Below are 14195 nucleotides of genomic sequence, written 5' to 3'. Positions count from 1 at the left end.
GAGGGCGGCCCCTCTCAGAGGGAAGCCGCCCTCCGGCGCGTCGTGAGCCCGACTCCTCCTGCTTCCGCAGTGCCCGCTCGCTCGCCGTCCGCCCTCACCGGTGCAGTACTTCCGAAGCCTCCGGCAGGTGTACGGCGACGAGTCGTCCCGTCCGGGGCTGCGGAACCCGGCGCCGGTCCACCGCGTACGCGACCCCCGCGACGCACAGACCCAGCACCGCCAGCAGCGCACCCGCCAGCGCCGGGGACGCCGCTCCGAAGCCCGCCGCCAGGGCCAGGCCGCCGATCCAGGCTCCGCCGGCGTTGGCCAGGTTGAAGGCGGCCTGGTTGGCGGAGGAGGCGAGGGACGGGGCCGCGGCGGCCTTCTCCATGACCATCAGTTGGAGCGGGGAACCCGTGATGAAGGCCGCCGCGCCGAGGAGGACGACCGCGAGCGCGGCGGTCCACCGGGAGTCCATCAGAGGCGGGAACAGGGCCAGTACGGCCGCCAGGGACACCAGGCCGCCGAAGAGCGTGCCACGCAGGGAGTGGTCCGCGAGGCGGCCGCCCAGCAGGTTGCCCGCCGTCGCGCCGACGCCGAACAGGGCCAGGAGGAAGGTGACACTGGACTCGGCGTAACCGGCGGTGCCCGTCAGCATCGGCGTGATGTAGCTGTACGCGGCGAACAGCGCGCCGAAGCCCGCGACCGTGGTCCCGAGAGCCAGCCAGACGGGGAGCGAGCGCAGGGCCGTCAGTTCGCGGCGCAGCCCGGCGGCCGGCGCCTGCGCGTGGTCGTGCGGGATCAGCGCGGCCAGGGAGGCGATCGCCGCGAGGCCGATGGCACCCACGCCGAGGAAGGTGGCCCGCCAGCCCAGGTGCTGGCCCATGAGCGTGGCGACCGGCACGCCCGCGATGTTGGCGACCGTCAGGCCGAGGAACATCAGCGAGACCGAGCGGGCCTTGCGTTCGGGGGCGACCATGGTCGTCGCCACGACAGCGCCGACGCCGAAGAAGGCGCCGTGCGGCAGGCCGCTGAGGAAGCGGGCGACGAGCAGGGAGTCGTAGCCCGGGGCGAGGGCCGACAGGGCGTTGCCCGCGACGAACAGCGCCATCAGGCCGATCAGGACGGTGCGGCGGGACATCCGCGAGGTCAACGCCGCGAGGAGCGGGGCGCCGATCACCACGCCCAGCGCGTACGCCGAGACCAGGTGTCCGGCGGTCGGGATGGAGACGTTCAGGTCGTTCGCGACGTCGGGCAGCAAGCCCATCATGACGAACTCGGTCGTGCCGATACCGAAAGCGCCGACGGCCAGTGCGAGCAGGGCCAGGGGCATGAAGGGGCCTGTTCCTTTCGGAGTGGGGAGGGGTGTGTGTTCCGCCAGTGTATGTTCACTGGCGGAACAAAGTCTCCCCGGCCCGGTATTCCAGCGCCTTACGAGCTGGTGGTGAGGTTCACACGGGCGGCCACCGGAAGGTGGTCGCTGCCGGTCGCGGGCAGCGTCCAGGAGCTCACCGGCGCGATGCCCTGAACCATGATCTGGTCGATCCGCGCCATCGGGAACGAGGCCGGCCAGCTGAACCCGAAGCCGCTGCCCGCCGCGCCCTGGGTGGAGCGCATCTGCGAGGTGACGGCGTTGAGGGAGCGGTCGTTCATGGTGCCGTTGAGGTCGCCGAGCAGGATCTTGCGCGGAAGCTGCTCGGCCGCGATGGCCTCGCCCAGCGCGTCCGCACTGGTGTCACGCTGACGGGCGGTGAACCCGGCTGCCAGCTTGACGCGCACCGACGGCATGTGGGCGACGTAGAACGCGACCGGACCCTCGGGCGTGGTCACCGTGGCGCGCAGGGCGCGGGTCCAGCCGAGCTTGATGTCGACGGCCCGCACGTCGCTCATCGGGTACTTGCTCCACAGGCCGACGGTGCCCTGGACCGAGTGGTACTTGTACGTCGGCGCGAGAGCCTGCTCGTACACCGGGACCGCCGTCGGGGTCAGCTCCTCCAGGGCGACCACGTCCGCGCCGGAGGCGGCCACGTCATGGGCGGTGCCGGACGGGTCGGGGTTCTCGGCGTTGACGTTGTGGGTGGCGACGGTGAGGTCGCCGCCGCCGCCGGTCTTGTCGGTGAGCAGCCCGCCGAACAGGTTCAGCCAGACGGCCACCGGCACCAGCAGCGCGATCAGCGCGGTGGCCGACCTGCGCACCAGTGCCAGCACGAGCAGCACCGGGATCAGCAGTCCCAGCCAGGGCAGGAAGGTCTCGGTGAGACTGCCCAGGTTGCCGACCGAGTTGGGGATGCGGGCGTGCAGCAGCATCACCAGGCCGAGCAGGATCGCGAGGGCCGCGAGGACGATCCCGCGGCGCCAGATTCTCGGGTCGCCGCGCCAGCCGGCGACCAGGCGGTTCATCAGGCGCCGGAACCGGTCTCCCCGGCGCTCGGGCCCCGAGCCTCCGTTGTCCGTCTCCGTCATGTACGCCTGCTGCGCCATACCGCGTCGCCTCACTGCCTGCCGAGCACACCGTCCGTTCCCCCGGCACAAAACCCTAGGGGATGATCGGTGCGGATCCGCCGTCCAGGACGGCCGTACGGGCAGTGGGACGAACGAGCCGGTCGGACGGGTTCCGCGTTCCCGGCGGTCGCCGGGTTCTGTGACGGAACGGGCACATACGGACCGCGTACGCGGGCTACGCGGACGGCGGGCTGACGGGCCGTAGCCCTTCCAGGAGCGTGTCGACGATCTGCTCCGAGAGGCCGTCGGGCAGCTCGGCGTCCGGGCGCATCAGGGTGCGGAAGAGCATGGGGCCGACGAACATGTCGTTCAGCAACTCGATGTCCAGGTCCGCGCGCAGTTCGCCGGCGGCCTGCCCGCGGCGCAGGATCTCGATCTGCAGCTCGCGCCGCGGCGCGACGACCGTCGTGTGGTAGGCGGCCCATATCTTGGGGCTGCTCTTCATCTGGGCGTGCACGTTGTGCAGGATGGCCGAGGACCGCGCCAACAGGCCGCGTTGGCGCAGTTGTTCCAGCAGCGCCACCAGGTCGTCCCGCATGGAGGTGCCCGGCAGTTGCGCGGCGGGCGGTTCGGCGCTGCGGACGACGTCGACGAACAGCTCCTCCTTGCCGCTCCAGCGGCGGTAGATGGTGGCCTTGCCGACGCCGGCCGTACGGGCGATGCGCTCGATGGAGAGTTCGGCGAGCGGGACGCCGTCCTCGAGGAGCTTCATCACGCCCTCGATGACGGCCCGTTCGATCCCCTCACTGCGCGGGCGTCCCCGGGCGGGGGCGGCGGGGGTGTCGGCGAGGCTCACGTGGTGTCCCTTCGTCGTACTGAAGCGATTCTCCCTGCTGCCCCCCGGTGCGCCGGAAGATCCTATTCCGCTGCGGCGACCAACTCCTGCTGCTCCTCGCCCTTCTGACGGGCCGGCGGCCTGCCGGGCAGGAACCAGAACGCGACCAGCGCGCCGAGCAGCGCCACGCCGGTGCCGCACAGGGCGGTGACGTGCATGGCGTGCAGGAAGGCGTCGTTGGCCGAGCCGACCAGGGGCTTGCCCTGCGGGCCGAGCTTCGCGGCGACGCCGAGGGTGGCCTCGATGGACTCGCCGGCCGTGTCCCTGAGGCCGGGCGGGAGGAGGGAGAGCTTGCCCTCGATGCCGTTGCGGTACGCGGTCGACAGGACCGAGCCGAGGACGGCGATACCGAGGGCGCCGCCGACCTGGCGGAAGGTGTTGCTCAGGGCGGACGCGGAGCCCGCCTTCTCGCGCGGCAGGGCCTGCATGATGACCACGCTGGTCGGCGTCATGACGTGGGCCATACCGGCGCCCATGAGGAAGAACACGACCTCCAGGACCCAGATCGGGGTGTCCTTCTCGAAGCCCGCGAACGCGGCCAGCATGCCCGCGAGCAGCAGCAGGCCCACACCGGTGGTGACCTTGTTGCCGAACCGGTCGACGAGCAGCCGGGCGCGCGGCGCGAAGATCATCTGTGCGGCGGCCAGCGGCAGCATCAGCAGACCGGACTGCAGCGGCGAGTAGCCACGCACGCTCTGGGTGTAGAAGACCGAGAAGAAGGTCACGCCCATCAGCGCGAAGAACACCAGCGCTATGGCGGCCATGGCGGCCGAGAACACCTTGTTCTTGAAGTAGGTGACATCGAGCGAGGGGTGGTCGCTGCGCCTCTCGAACACCACGAACCCGGCGAGCACGACCACACCGGCTCCGATGGTCGACAGCACCTGCGGGTCGGTGAAGTCGGCGAGCTGGCCGCCCTTGATGATGCCGTACACCAGCAGGACCAGGCCGACGACGGAGAGCACCACGCCGATCGGGTCGAGCCTGCCCGGCCTCGGGTCGCGGGAGTCGGGCACCAGCCAGACCATCAGCGAGAGGGCGATCAGCACGATCGGCACGTTGATGAGGAAGACCGAGCCCCACCAGAAGTGGTCCAGGAGCAGACCGCCGGTGATCGGGCCGATGGCGATGGCGAGGCCGACGCCGCCCGCCCAGATGCCGATGGCCTTGGGCTGTTCCTCGCGCTCGAAGACGTTCATGAGGACGGCCAGGGTGGCCGGCATGACGAAGGCGGCGCCGAGGGCCATCAGCGCGCGGAAGGCGATCAGCTGGGCCGGCGAGCCGGACTCGGCGGCCAGCGCGGAGCCGGCGCCGAACACGACCAGTCCGCCGAGCAGCACCTTCTTGCGGCCCACCCGGTCGCCGATGAGGCCCGAGGTGAACAGCAGGCCCGCGAAGACGAGGGTGTAGGCGTTGATCGCCCACTCGAGCTGGCTCTGGGTGGCGCCCAGGCCGGTCGGAGCGGGAGTGGAGATCGTCTTGATGGCGACGTTCAGGATCGAGTTGTCGAGCACCACGATCAGCAGGCTCAGCATCAGAACGCCGAGGATCGCCCAACGGCGCCGGTGCACGGCTTCGGGTATCCGGGGCGTTGGGGCAGGTGCAGTGGTCATGCGGTCCAGACTAGGCACTTCCGATACGATACGGTCCCGTATCGGAATGTTTTTTACTCTCTCCTTACACGGATCCGCGCTCCGGATCGCCCGGCCGGGGCGTGACACGACTCCCCCGGGGGGCCTCTGGCCCTCCCCGGCACGAAGTGCCACCATGGGAGTGATCCGGGGACGCCGGCAGGGCGCCTCGAGATGACTGAAGGAGCCGTTGCCATGACGCAGCTTTCGGCTGCCCACGCGAAGCCCTCCGACGGCAGCAAGGCGCTGTACGGGGGCAAGGGGACCCGCCGCATCACCGTTCGCGACATCGCCCTCGCCAAGGAACGCGGCGAGAAGTGGCCCATGCTCACCGCCTACGACGCGATGACCGCGTCCGTCTTCGACGAGGCCGGGATCCCGGTGATCCTGGTCGGCGACTCGGCCGGCAACTGCCACCTCGGGTACGAGACGACCGTGCCCGTCACGCTGGACGAGATGACCATGCTGTCGGCGGCCGTCGTACGGGGCACCCAGCGCGCGCTCATCGTCGGCGACCTGCCCTTCGGCTCGTACCAGGAGGGCCCGGTGCAGGCGCTGCGCTCGGCGACCCGGCTGGTGAAGGACGCCGGGGTCGGGGCCGTCAAGCTGGAGGGCGGCGAGCGCTCCCACGAACAGATCCGGCTGCTGGTGGAGTCCGGGATCCCGGTGATGGCCCACATCGGGCTCACCCCGCAGTCGGTCAACGCGATGGGCTACCGGGTGCAGGGACGCGGCGAGGAGGCGGCGCACCAGCTGCTGCGGGACGCCAAGGCAGTGCAGGACGCCGGTGCCTTCGCGGTGGTCCTGGAGCTGGTCCCGGCGGAGCTGGCGGCCGAGGTGACCCGGGTGCTGCACATCCCGACAGTCGGCATCGGCGCCGGTGCGGAGACGGACGCGCAGGTGCTGGTGTGGACCGACATGCTGGGGCTGACCTCCGGACGGGTCCCGAAGTTCGTCAAGCAGTACGCGAACCTGCGCGAGGTCATGGGCAACGCGGCGAAGGCCTTCGCGGAGGACGTCGTCGGCGGAACGTTCCCGCTGGAGGAGCACTCCGTCCACTAGAGCCACGCCCACTGGAGCCATAGCGGCACAGAGGCAGCCCGCCGATCTTCCCCCGTCGGCGGGCTGCCGGCGTATAGGGGGCCTGCAGGCGGCCTGTAGGCGAGCGGTAGGCACCGACAGGTCGCTGTCGGTCGCGTGTCGGTGGTCTGTCGGTGGGGACTGGCACCGTTCTCGGCATGACACGCATCGACAAGAACTCCAGCGGCGGCGGGAACGCCGTCACCGTACGGGGGATGGTCAAGCACTACGGCGAGACCAAGGCGCTGGACGGGGTCGACCTGGACGTGCGCGAGGGCACCGTGATGGGTGTGCTCGGGCCGAACGGGGCCGGCAAGACCACCCTCGTGCGGATTCTGTCCACGCTGCTGAGCCCGGACGCAGGCCGGGCGACCGTCGCCGGGTACGACGTGCTGCGCCAGCCCCGGCAGCTGCGCCGAGTGATAGGGCTCACCGGGCAGTACGCCTCGGTCGACGAGAAGCTGCCCGGCTGGGAGAACCTGTACATGATCGGCCGGCTGCTCGACCTGCCCCGCAAGGAGGCGCGCGCCCGGGCCGACGAGCTGCTGGAGCGGTTCTCGCTGACCGACGCCGCCAAGCGGCCCGCGAGCACCTACTCCGGCGGTATGCGGCGGCGGCTCGACCTCGCCGCCTCCATGATCGGCCGACCCCAGGTGCTGTTCCTGGACGAGCCGACGACGGGCCTCGATCCCCGGACCCGCAACGAGGTGTGGGACGAGGTCAAGGCCATGGTCGGTGAGGGCGTGACCGTGCTGCTGACCACCCAGTACATGGAGGAGGCCGAGCAGTTGGCGACCGAGCTGACCGTCGTGGACCGGGGGAAGGTCATCGCGGGCGGCGCCATCGACGAGCTGAAGGCGAAGGTCGGCGGGCGGACGCTGCGGGTGCGGCCCGCGGATCCGGCGCAGCTGCGGCCGCTCGCCGCCGCCCTCGACGACCTCGGCATCACCGGGCTCGCGACGTCGACCGTCGACGCCGAGAGCGGCACCGTGCTCGTCCCCGTCCTCAGCGACGAGCAGTTGACCGCCGTCGTCACGGCCGTCACCGCCCGTGACGTCACCCTGTCCGCCATCACCACCGAACTGCCCAGTCTGGACGAGGTGTTCCTGTCTCTCACCGGCCACCGCGCCAGTGCCCCGCAGGACACCGTGCCCGCCGAGAACCGCGAGGAGGTCGCCGTATGAGCTCCCGCCCGTCGCCCACCACCACCCTGAACGAGGCGCTTCGCGCCGCCCCTTCCATCACCGTGACCGCGACCGACGCCCGCATCCCGCTGCGCGGTCACCTGCGCCACACCGGCGCCCTCATCCGCCGCAACCTGCTGTGGATCCGGCAGGACCCCGAGTCGATGTTCGACGCGCTGCTGATGCCGGTCGTCTTCACCCTGCTGTTCGTGTACGTCTTCGGCGGCTCGATCGGGCAGGCCCTGGGCGGCGGGCAGGACGGGTACGTGCAGTACGTCATCCCGGGCATGATCGCGATGATGAGCATGACGCTCTCCCAGGGCGTCGGCACCGGCTTCAGCCAGGACTTCAACTCCGGTGTCATGGACCGCTTCCGGTCCCTGCCGATCGGACGCGGCTCGGTGCTCTTCGCCAAGATCACGGTGGAGCTGCTGCGGATGCTGTTCGCGACGACGGTGCTGATGGTCGTCGCCGTGCTCGTCGGCTTCCACATCCACCACTGGGGCGGTCTGCTGGCCGCCGTCGGCCTGTCCGCGGTGTTCGCCACGTCGATCATGTGGGTGTTCCTCACCCTGGGCGTGATCCTCAAGAACGCGCAGTCCGTGCAGGCGATGGGCTTCCTGGTGCTGTTCCCGCTGCAGTTCGGCTCGTCGATCTTCGCGCCGACCAAGTCGATGCCGGGCTGGCTGCAGGCCTTCACCGACTACAACCCGCTCTCCACGCTCGCCGACGCGGCGCGCGGACTCATGGTCGGCGGCCCCGTCGCGCACGACCTGTGGGTGACGCTGGGCTGGTCGGTGGCGATCACGGCGGTCGCGGCGCCGTACGCGATCCACAAGTTCCGCACCAAGAGCTGACGTCCGCAACTCAGACCAGGGCGGTGGCCTCCGCGAGGGAGAGGCCACCGCCCTCCGCGTGCGCGGCCTCGAAGGCCGCGTCGCCGAGCACGGCCCGGGTGTGGCGCCGGGCGCGTTCGTACGTCTCACGCTCCATGGACGTCGCCACGTGGCCCGGCGCCAGGGACGCCTCGGCGGCGCCGAGGACGCGGGCGCCGTCACGGGCCCGGCGGCCGCCGTCGGTCTCGGCGAGGCCGACCGCGGCGAGGGCCAGGTACAGCGGGTGCATGTGCGGGGCGATGGCCACGGTCAGCGGGTCGGCGGCCCGTTCCAGCGACTGCCGGGTCTTGTCCAGGGACAGCTCGTAGTTGCCGTCGAGCGCCTCGATCCAGGCCTCCGAGCCGAGGATGAACGCCTCGAAGACGACGAAGTGGGCGATCTTGAACTCCTCGCGCAGCAGCCGCAGTTGCTCGCGGGCCTCGGGCATCCGCCCGGTCATGGCGAGGCGGCCGGCGAGGAACATCCGGGCGGCGGGCATCGCCTCGCTGCCGTTGCCCTCCCGGCTGTCGATCACCTCGTACAGGATCCGCTCGCCCCGCTCGGCCTCGCCGGCCTCCATCAACGCGCTGCCGAGCCGGGCCCCCAGCGCGGCCTGGTGGGCGCGTGCGCCGAGACGCTGGGCCTGCTCGATCGCGGCCTCGAAGTCGGCGGCGGCGAGCCGGTACTCGCCGGCCCGCTCACGGGCCTCACCGCGTGCCGACAGCGCCTCTGCGGTGCCCCACAGATCGCCGATGCGCCGGTAGATCTCCAGTGACTCGTCGGCGTCCCGGATCGCGTCGCCCGCCCAGCCTCTGCGGCCGGCGAGGAGATTGGCGCGCATCTGCAGCACGGCGGCGAGGTCCCACTCCATCTCCGGCCGGGCACGGCAGGTCTCGACACAGGCGTCCAGGAGCACGGGAAGCATGTCCACACTGCCGGTCAGCATCACGGCGTAGAACCACAGCAGGCCGGGGGAACGGCAGGTCTGCGGCAGACCGGGCTCGTACACCTCGGTGATGACGCGCAGCTTGTCCTTGGCCGCCGGGGTCTCCCAGGCCTCCAACTCGGTGTCCATGCAGGCCAGATGGGCGAGATGGACGCCGCGCCGGGCCTCGGCGAGGAGTTCGCCGGTCAGCGGGGGCGGCACGTCGGTGCAGCGCTGCCAGACCGGGGCGGCGCGTTCGGCGGGGGCGGTGAAGGGGTCGGGGCCGAGGGCCATGACCTCGGCGCACCAGTTGCGGGCCTCGATCCGCGCGTCGCGCATCTGCCAGTACCAGGCCAGCGACAGGATCATGCAGAGGCCCTCCTGCTCGTCGCGTTCGGCGACGGCGTGCCGCAGCGCGGTGCGCAGGTTCTCGTACTCGCGCTCCAACAGCCCGATGGCGTCGAGTTGGCGGGGGCCGCGCAGCAACGGGTCGGTGGTGCGGGCGAGTTCGCGGAAGTACGTCAGGTGTGCGCGCTCGGTCCGCTTCCGCTCCCCCGCCTCGTCCAGCCGCTCGGCGGCGTACTCCGCGACGGTCTCCAGGAGCCGGTAGCGCATGCCGTCGCCGGCCGAAGGGGCCGCGACCACGAGGGACTTGTCGACGAGCGAGCCGAGCGCCTCCAGCGCTGAGGGCCCGCAGACGGCTTCGGCGGCGGCGAGGTCGCAGCCGCCCGCGAAGACCGACAGCCGGCGCAGCACGTCCCGCTCCTCCTCGTCGAGCAGGTCCCAGGACCAGTCGACGACCGCGCGCAGGGTCTGCTGGCGGGGCAGGACGGTACGGCTGCCGGAGGTGAGCAACCGGAAGCGGTCGTCCAGCCGTTCGGCGATCTGACGTGGCGTCAACATCCGCAGCCGGGCGGCCGCGAGTTCGATGGCGAGGGGAAGTCCGTCGAGCCGCCGGCAGATCTCGGCGCACGCCTCGGGGTCGTCCTCGACCCGGAATCCCGGGCGGGCGGCGGCGCCCCGGTCGGCGAGCAGCCGCAGCGCGACCGGCTCGGGCAGCGGCTCCACGGGCCGCAGCAACTCGCCCGGTACGCCGAGCGGTTCACGGCTGGTCGCCAGCACCGTCAACTCGGGGCAGCGCTCCAGCAGCTCCTCCGCCAGCCGCGCGGCGGCATCGACGACGTGCTCGCAGTTGTCCAGGACGATCAGCATCCGCCGTCTGCCGCAGTGCTCGGCGAGCCGCTCCACGGGGTCGTCGTGCCGTTCGTTCGCGGCCGCCCGCATCGCCTCCGCGCCGGCGCCGTACAGCACGGTCTCCCGCGCCCCCACAGCGGTCAGCACGGCCTCGGGCACGGCGTCCGGATCGTCGACGGGAGCGAGCTCCGCGAGCCACACCCCGTCCCGCGCGACATCCCCCGCGACCTCGGCGACCTCCTGCGACAACCGCGTCTTCCCGGCCCCACCGGTCCCGAGCAACGTCACCAGCCGCGCTGCGGCCAGGTCCCCACGCAGGGCGTCGATGTCGGCCTCCCGTCCCACGAAGGAGGTGAGGCGGGCACGGAGGTTGCCGGGGGGAGGGGGGTGGGCCGGCGTGGAGGTGCCCGGACCGGAACCCGACGACGGCGTGCGGGCTCCGGGGGCCGCCTCGTCGGCTGCTGCGGACGAACTCGACGTGGCCGAACCGGAGTTCGTGCCGTGCCGGACCGCCGAGAGGCCGACCTCGTGCCCGGGATACCGGGGCGGCTGTTCCTCCGGGCGCAGCAACTCCGCGTACAGGGACGTCAGTTCGGGGCCCGGGTCCGTTCCCAGCCGCTCCGCCAGCAGGTGCCGCACCTCCTCGAACGCGGCCAGCGCCTCCGCGGTGCGGCCCGCGTCACGCAGAGCGCGCAGGCGCAGGGCCTGGAGGGGTTCGTCGAGGGGGCGGGTGCCGCACAGGGCGGTCAGTTCGGGCAGGGACTGCTCGGCGTGACCCAGGGTGAGCGCGGCGGTGTGACGGGCGCGCAGGGCGTCCAGACGGCGGGTCTCCCAGCGGGCCGCCTCGGCGGTGCGGGCGGGGAGGTCGGCGACGGCCGGGCCGTGCCACAGCGCGAGGGCGTCGTCGAGGACGACGGCCGCCTTCGCCGGGTCGCCGTCGGCCAGCGCGCGCGTGCCCTCGCCGGTCAGCCGCTCGAAACGGTGCAGGTCGACCTCGTCGGGCGCGGCGGTGAGGCGGTAGCCGCCCTCGACCGAGGCGATCGCGTCCGCGCCAAGGGCCCGCCGCAGCCGTCCGACCAGCGCCTGCAGCGCGCCCGGTGCGTCGGCGGGCGGATCCCCGTCCCACACCTCGTCGACCAGCAGCGGGGCGGGCACGGTGCGCCCGGGCCGCAGGGCGAGCACGGTCAGCAGGGCACGCAGCCGCGCCCCGCCGAGCGGAACGGGGGTGCCGTCCGGGCGGAGCGCCTGGGCTGTACCGAGGATGCGATAGCGCACGGGAGTCATTGTCTCCGGTCGGGTCAGGGCCGGTCACGGGGTTCGGCCGGGACGGGGTGGCGCCGGCTCGGCACGCGCCTGCCCCCACCTTCACGGAACCCTCGCCCCACCGCGAGACGTTTTCCCCTGTGCCCGGTACCGTCGGGCAGTCCCACCGCGCGCACGTCCAGTCCAGGGAGCCCCATGACCACCGCGACCACCCGCCACAGCGACCGGAGGATCAGCCCGGTCTTCGTCGGCATACTCGCCGTCACGGCGGTCACCGGCTGGGCCACCTGGTCCGGGTTCGCCGAGCAGCCGGGCGTGGCGGTCTTCCTGTTCGTGACGGCGGCCTGGGTGGTCTCCCTGTGCCTGCACGAGTACGCCCACGCCCGCACCGCCCTGCACAGCGGGGACATCACGGTCGGCAGCAAGGGCTACCTGACCCTGAACCCGCTGAAGTACACCCATGCCCTGCTCAGCATCGTGCTGCCGGTGCTGTTCGTGATCATGGGTGGGATCGGACTCCCGGGCGGTGCCGTCTTCATCGAGCGGAACCGGATCCGGGGGCGCTGGCGGCACAGTCTCATCTCGGCCGCGGGACCGCTGACGAACGTCCTGTTCGCCGCCGTCTGCACGGCCCCGTTCTGGCTGCACGCCCTGGACGGCGTCCCCCGCGACTTCCGCTTCGCGCTCGCCTTCCTCGCGCTGCTCCAGGTCACGGCCGCGCTGCTGAACTTCCTGCCGGTGCCCGGCCTGGACGGCTACGGGGTCATCGAGCCCTGGCTGTCCTACAAGGTCAAGCGGCAGGTGGAGCCCTTCGCGCCGTTCGGCCTGCTGTTCGTGTTCGCGCTGCTGTGGGTGCCGCAGGTCAACACGGCGTTCTTCGACGTGATCGACGCGCTCCTGCGCGGCCTCGGGATCAGCGACTTCGAGACGTACTGCGGCCAGGACCTCTACCGGTTCTGGCAGAGCACCAACGAGGTCTGCTCGATCAGCCTGTGACCCGTCGGGTGTCCCGGGCCCGCTTGACGTGGTACCAGCACATGTTCGACGACAGGCTCGCCAGCAGTACCCACACGACCCCCAGCCAGCTGCCCTGCACGAAGGAGACCACGGCCGCGGCGACGGAGAGCACGCAGACGATCAGGGCGTAGAGGGCGAGGCGGGGCATTTCGGTCGACTCCTGTCGGCGGGCTCGGGTCGGCGGGCTCGGGGGACACTGCTACGTGCTCCAGTGTCCCCCACGCGCTCACACGTCCGTGACACGGAGCCCGGCGTGGGCCTTGTAGCGGCGGTTGACGGAGATCAGGTTGGCGACCAGCGACTCGACCTGGTGCGCGTTGCGCAGCCGTCCGGCGAAGACGCCGCGCATGCCGGGGATGCGTCCGGCGAGGGCCTGGACGAGTTCCACGTCGGCCCGTACCTCGCCCAGCACCATCACGTCGGTGTCGATCTCGTCGATCGCCGGGTCCTGCAGCAGCACCGCCGAGAGGTGGTGGAAGGCGGCGGTGACCCGGGAGTCCGGCAGCAGGGCTGCGGCCTGCTCGGCCGCGCTGCCCTCATCCGGTTTGATGGCGTACGCGCCCTTCTTGTCGAAGCCGAGCGGGTTGACGCAGTCGACGACCAGCTTCCCGGCCAGTTCCTCGCGGAGGGACTCGAGGGTCTTGCCGTGCCCGTCCCACGGTACGGCGACGATCACGACGTCGCTGCGTCGCGCGGTCTCGGCGTTGTCGGCGCCCTCGACACCGTGCCCGAGTTCCTCGGCGGCGGCCTGCGCCCGCTCGACGGCGCGCGAGCCGATGATCACCTTCTGGCCGGCCTTGGCGAGCCGGTAGGCCAGTCCCTTGCCCTGCGGCCCGGTCCCGCCGAGGACGCCGACGACGAGCCCGGAGACGTCGGGGAGGTCCCAGGGGTCCTTGGCGGGCGCCTGCGCGGGGGTCTGTGCAGCACTGTCGGTAGAGGTCATGGGCCGACTTTACGTCCGCCCCGACGGCCCCGGCCGGTGAGGTGAGCCGCGTCACCGGCGGCCCCCTTTCCCGGGCCTCCTTCCCCAGGTCGGGCGAATTCGGGGCGAACTCCGGGTGACGGGTGCCCGATGGGTGCAGGATGCGGTCGCATGGACGCCGTACGGGTCGCGCTGTTGCGTGAAGTGCTCGCCGGGACCGAGTGGTTGGGGGCCACGCGCCGCTTCGCGGGGGCGCTGCGCGGCTCGGTGGTCTCGCACGGAGGGGGGCTGCTGCTGGTCGGCACCCCGGAGTACGAGCCGTGGCATCTGGCGGCGCATCTGGTGGACGAGGCCGCGTGGTCGGGGACGCCGGAGCTGTCCCCGACGCTCGTGCGGCATGCGGCGCGGCCGTCGGATCCGGCGCATCTGTCCGTCGGGCTCGGGCGACTGGCGGCGGCACGGCGGGGCGAGACGCTGCTGGTGGTCTCCGGAGGTCCGGAGGCGGGGGCACCGGACGTCCCGCTGCTCGAGCGGGTGCACGACGCGCGGCGGGCCGGGGCGACGGTGCTGGCGCTGGGCGGAGGCGAGGGCGAACTGGAGTCGATGGCGCACGAGTCGCTCGTCGTCCCCGAGGGCTCCGAGTTGGACCTCGACACCGTGCAGCACCTGGTCAGCGCGGCGGCCGGGGAGAACTCCCTGCCGAAGCCGAGGGGCCCCCGCCGGCTGCGCGACCGGCTCTCCCGCCTGGCGGACCATCTGACGGCGCCGCCGCCGACGGGTTGGTAGGA

The 14195-nt window shown here is 72.0% G+C and carries 12 protein-coding genes; 5 read left to right on the top strand and 7 right to left on the bottom strand.

Features of this window, described 5'->3' with window-relative positions:
• Nucleotides 1-94: 94 nt before the first annotated feature.
• The 4 genes from ACIRVK_RS20510 to ACIRVK_RS20495 all read right to left on the bottom strand — a co-directional run bounded on the left by ACIRVK_RS20510 (nucleotide 95) and on the right by ACIRVK_RS20495 (nucleotide 4929).
• Complete coding sequence (locus ACIRVK_RS20510) at nucleotides 95-1312, bottom strand: MFS transporter (protein WP_404248949.1); 1218 nt, start codon at nucleotides 1310-1312, stop codon at nucleotides 95-97.
• A 98-nt stretch (nucleotides 1313-1410) separates the two neighbouring features.
• Nucleotides 1411-2379, bottom strand: a complete 969-nt coding sequence (locus ACIRVK_RS20505; protein ID WP_404249064.1) for an endonuclease/exonuclease/phosphatase family protein — start codon at nucleotides 2377-2379, stop codon at nucleotides 1411-1413.
• 277 nt (nucleotides 2380-2656) lie between these two features.
• A complete protein-coding gene (locus ACIRVK_RS20500; protein WP_404248947.1) occupies nucleotides 2657-3277 on the bottom strand; it encodes a TetR/AcrR family transcriptional regulator in 621 nt (206 codons plus the stop codon).
• A 62-nt stretch (nucleotides 3278-3339) separates the two neighbouring features.
• Nucleotides 3340-4929 carry an MFS transporter gene (locus ACIRVK_RS20495; RefSeq protein ID WP_404248945.1) on the bottom strand — a complete coding sequence of 530 codons (1590 nt, stop codon included), beginning with the start codon at nucleotides 4927-4929 and terminating at the stop codon, nucleotides 3340-3342.
• A gap of 213 nt (nucleotides 4930-5142) precedes the next feature.
• Between ACIRVK_RS20495 and panB the strand changes: the two genes are divergently transcribed.
• The 3 genes from panB (at nucleotide 5143) to ACIRVK_RS20480 (ending at nucleotide 8068) form a co-directional block, all read left to right on the top strand.
• Nucleotides 5143-6009, top strand: a complete 867-nt coding sequence (gene panB, locus ACIRVK_RS20490) for a 3-methyl-2-oxobutanoate hydroxymethyltransferase (protein WP_404248943.1) — start codon at nucleotides 5143-5145, stop codon at nucleotides 6007-6009.
• Between the two features lie 176 nt (nucleotides 6010-6185).
• Nucleotides 6186-7211 carry an ATP-binding cassette domain-containing protein gene (locus ACIRVK_RS20485; RefSeq protein ID WP_404248941.1) on the top strand — a complete coding sequence of 342 codons (1026 nt, stop codon included), beginning with the start codon at nucleotides 6186-6188 and terminating at the stop codon, nucleotides 7209-7211.
• On the top strand, nucleotides 7208-8068 hold the full coding sequence (locus ACIRVK_RS20480) for an ABC transporter permease (RefSeq protein WP_404248939.1): 861 nt from the start codon (nucleotides 7208-7210) through the stop codon (nucleotides 8066-8068). The genes ACIRVK_RS20485 and ACIRVK_RS20480 overlap by 4 nt, the downstream gene beginning before the upstream one ends.
• 10 nt (nucleotides 8069-8078) lie before the next feature.
• On the opposite strand, the gene ACIRVK_RS20475 is transcribed toward ACIRVK_RS20480, so the two are convergent.
• Nucleotides 8079-11489 (bottom strand): AfsR/SARP family transcriptional regulator, encoded by a 3411-nt coding sequence (locus ACIRVK_RS20475; protein WP_404248937.1) that lies wholly within the window; start codon nucleotides 11487-11489, stop codon nucleotides 8079-8081.
• A 174-nt stretch (nucleotides 11490-11663) separates the two neighbouring features.
• Between ACIRVK_RS20475 and ACIRVK_RS20470 the strand changes: the two genes are divergently transcribed.
• Nucleotides 11664-12464, top strand: a complete 801-nt coding sequence (locus ACIRVK_RS20470; RefSeq protein WP_404248935.1) for a site-2 protease family protein — start codon at nucleotides 11664-11666, stop codon at nucleotides 12462-12464.
• Here the strand turns inward: ACIRVK_RS20470 and ACIRVK_RS20465 are convergent.
• Nucleotides 12454-12633 carry a hypothetical protein gene (locus ACIRVK_RS20465; protein WP_404248933.1) on the bottom strand — a complete coding sequence of 60 codons (180 nt, stop codon included), beginning with the start codon at nucleotides 12631-12633 and terminating at the stop codon, nucleotides 12454-12456. The genes ACIRVK_RS20470 and ACIRVK_RS20465 overlap by 11 nt on opposite strands.
• Before the next feature lie 78 nt (nucleotides 12634-12711).
• On the bottom strand, nucleotides 12712-13428 hold the full coding sequence (npdG, locus tag ACIRVK_RS20460) for an NADPH-dependent F420 reductase (RefSeq protein ID WP_404248931.1): 717 nt from the start codon (nucleotides 13426-13428) through the stop codon (nucleotides 12712-12714).
• A gap of 150 nt (nucleotides 13429-13578) precedes the next feature.
• On the opposite strand from npdG, the gene ACIRVK_RS20455 reads away from it, so the two are divergent.
• Nucleotides 13579-14193 carry a hypothetical protein gene (locus ACIRVK_RS20455; protein ID WP_404248929.1) on the top strand — a complete coding sequence of 205 codons (615 nt, stop codon included), beginning with the start codon at nucleotides 13579-13581 and terminating at the stop codon, nucleotides 14191-14193.
• The last annotated feature ends 2 nt before the right edge of the window (nucleotides 14194-14195 follow it).

Source organism: Streptomyces sp. NPDC101152 (genome assembly GCF_044768275.1).
Taxonomy (GTDB): Bacteria; Actinomycetota; Actinomycetes; order Streptomycetales; family Streptomycetaceae; genus Streptomyces.
This window is presented reverse-complemented; position numbering and strand designations above follow the sequence as displayed.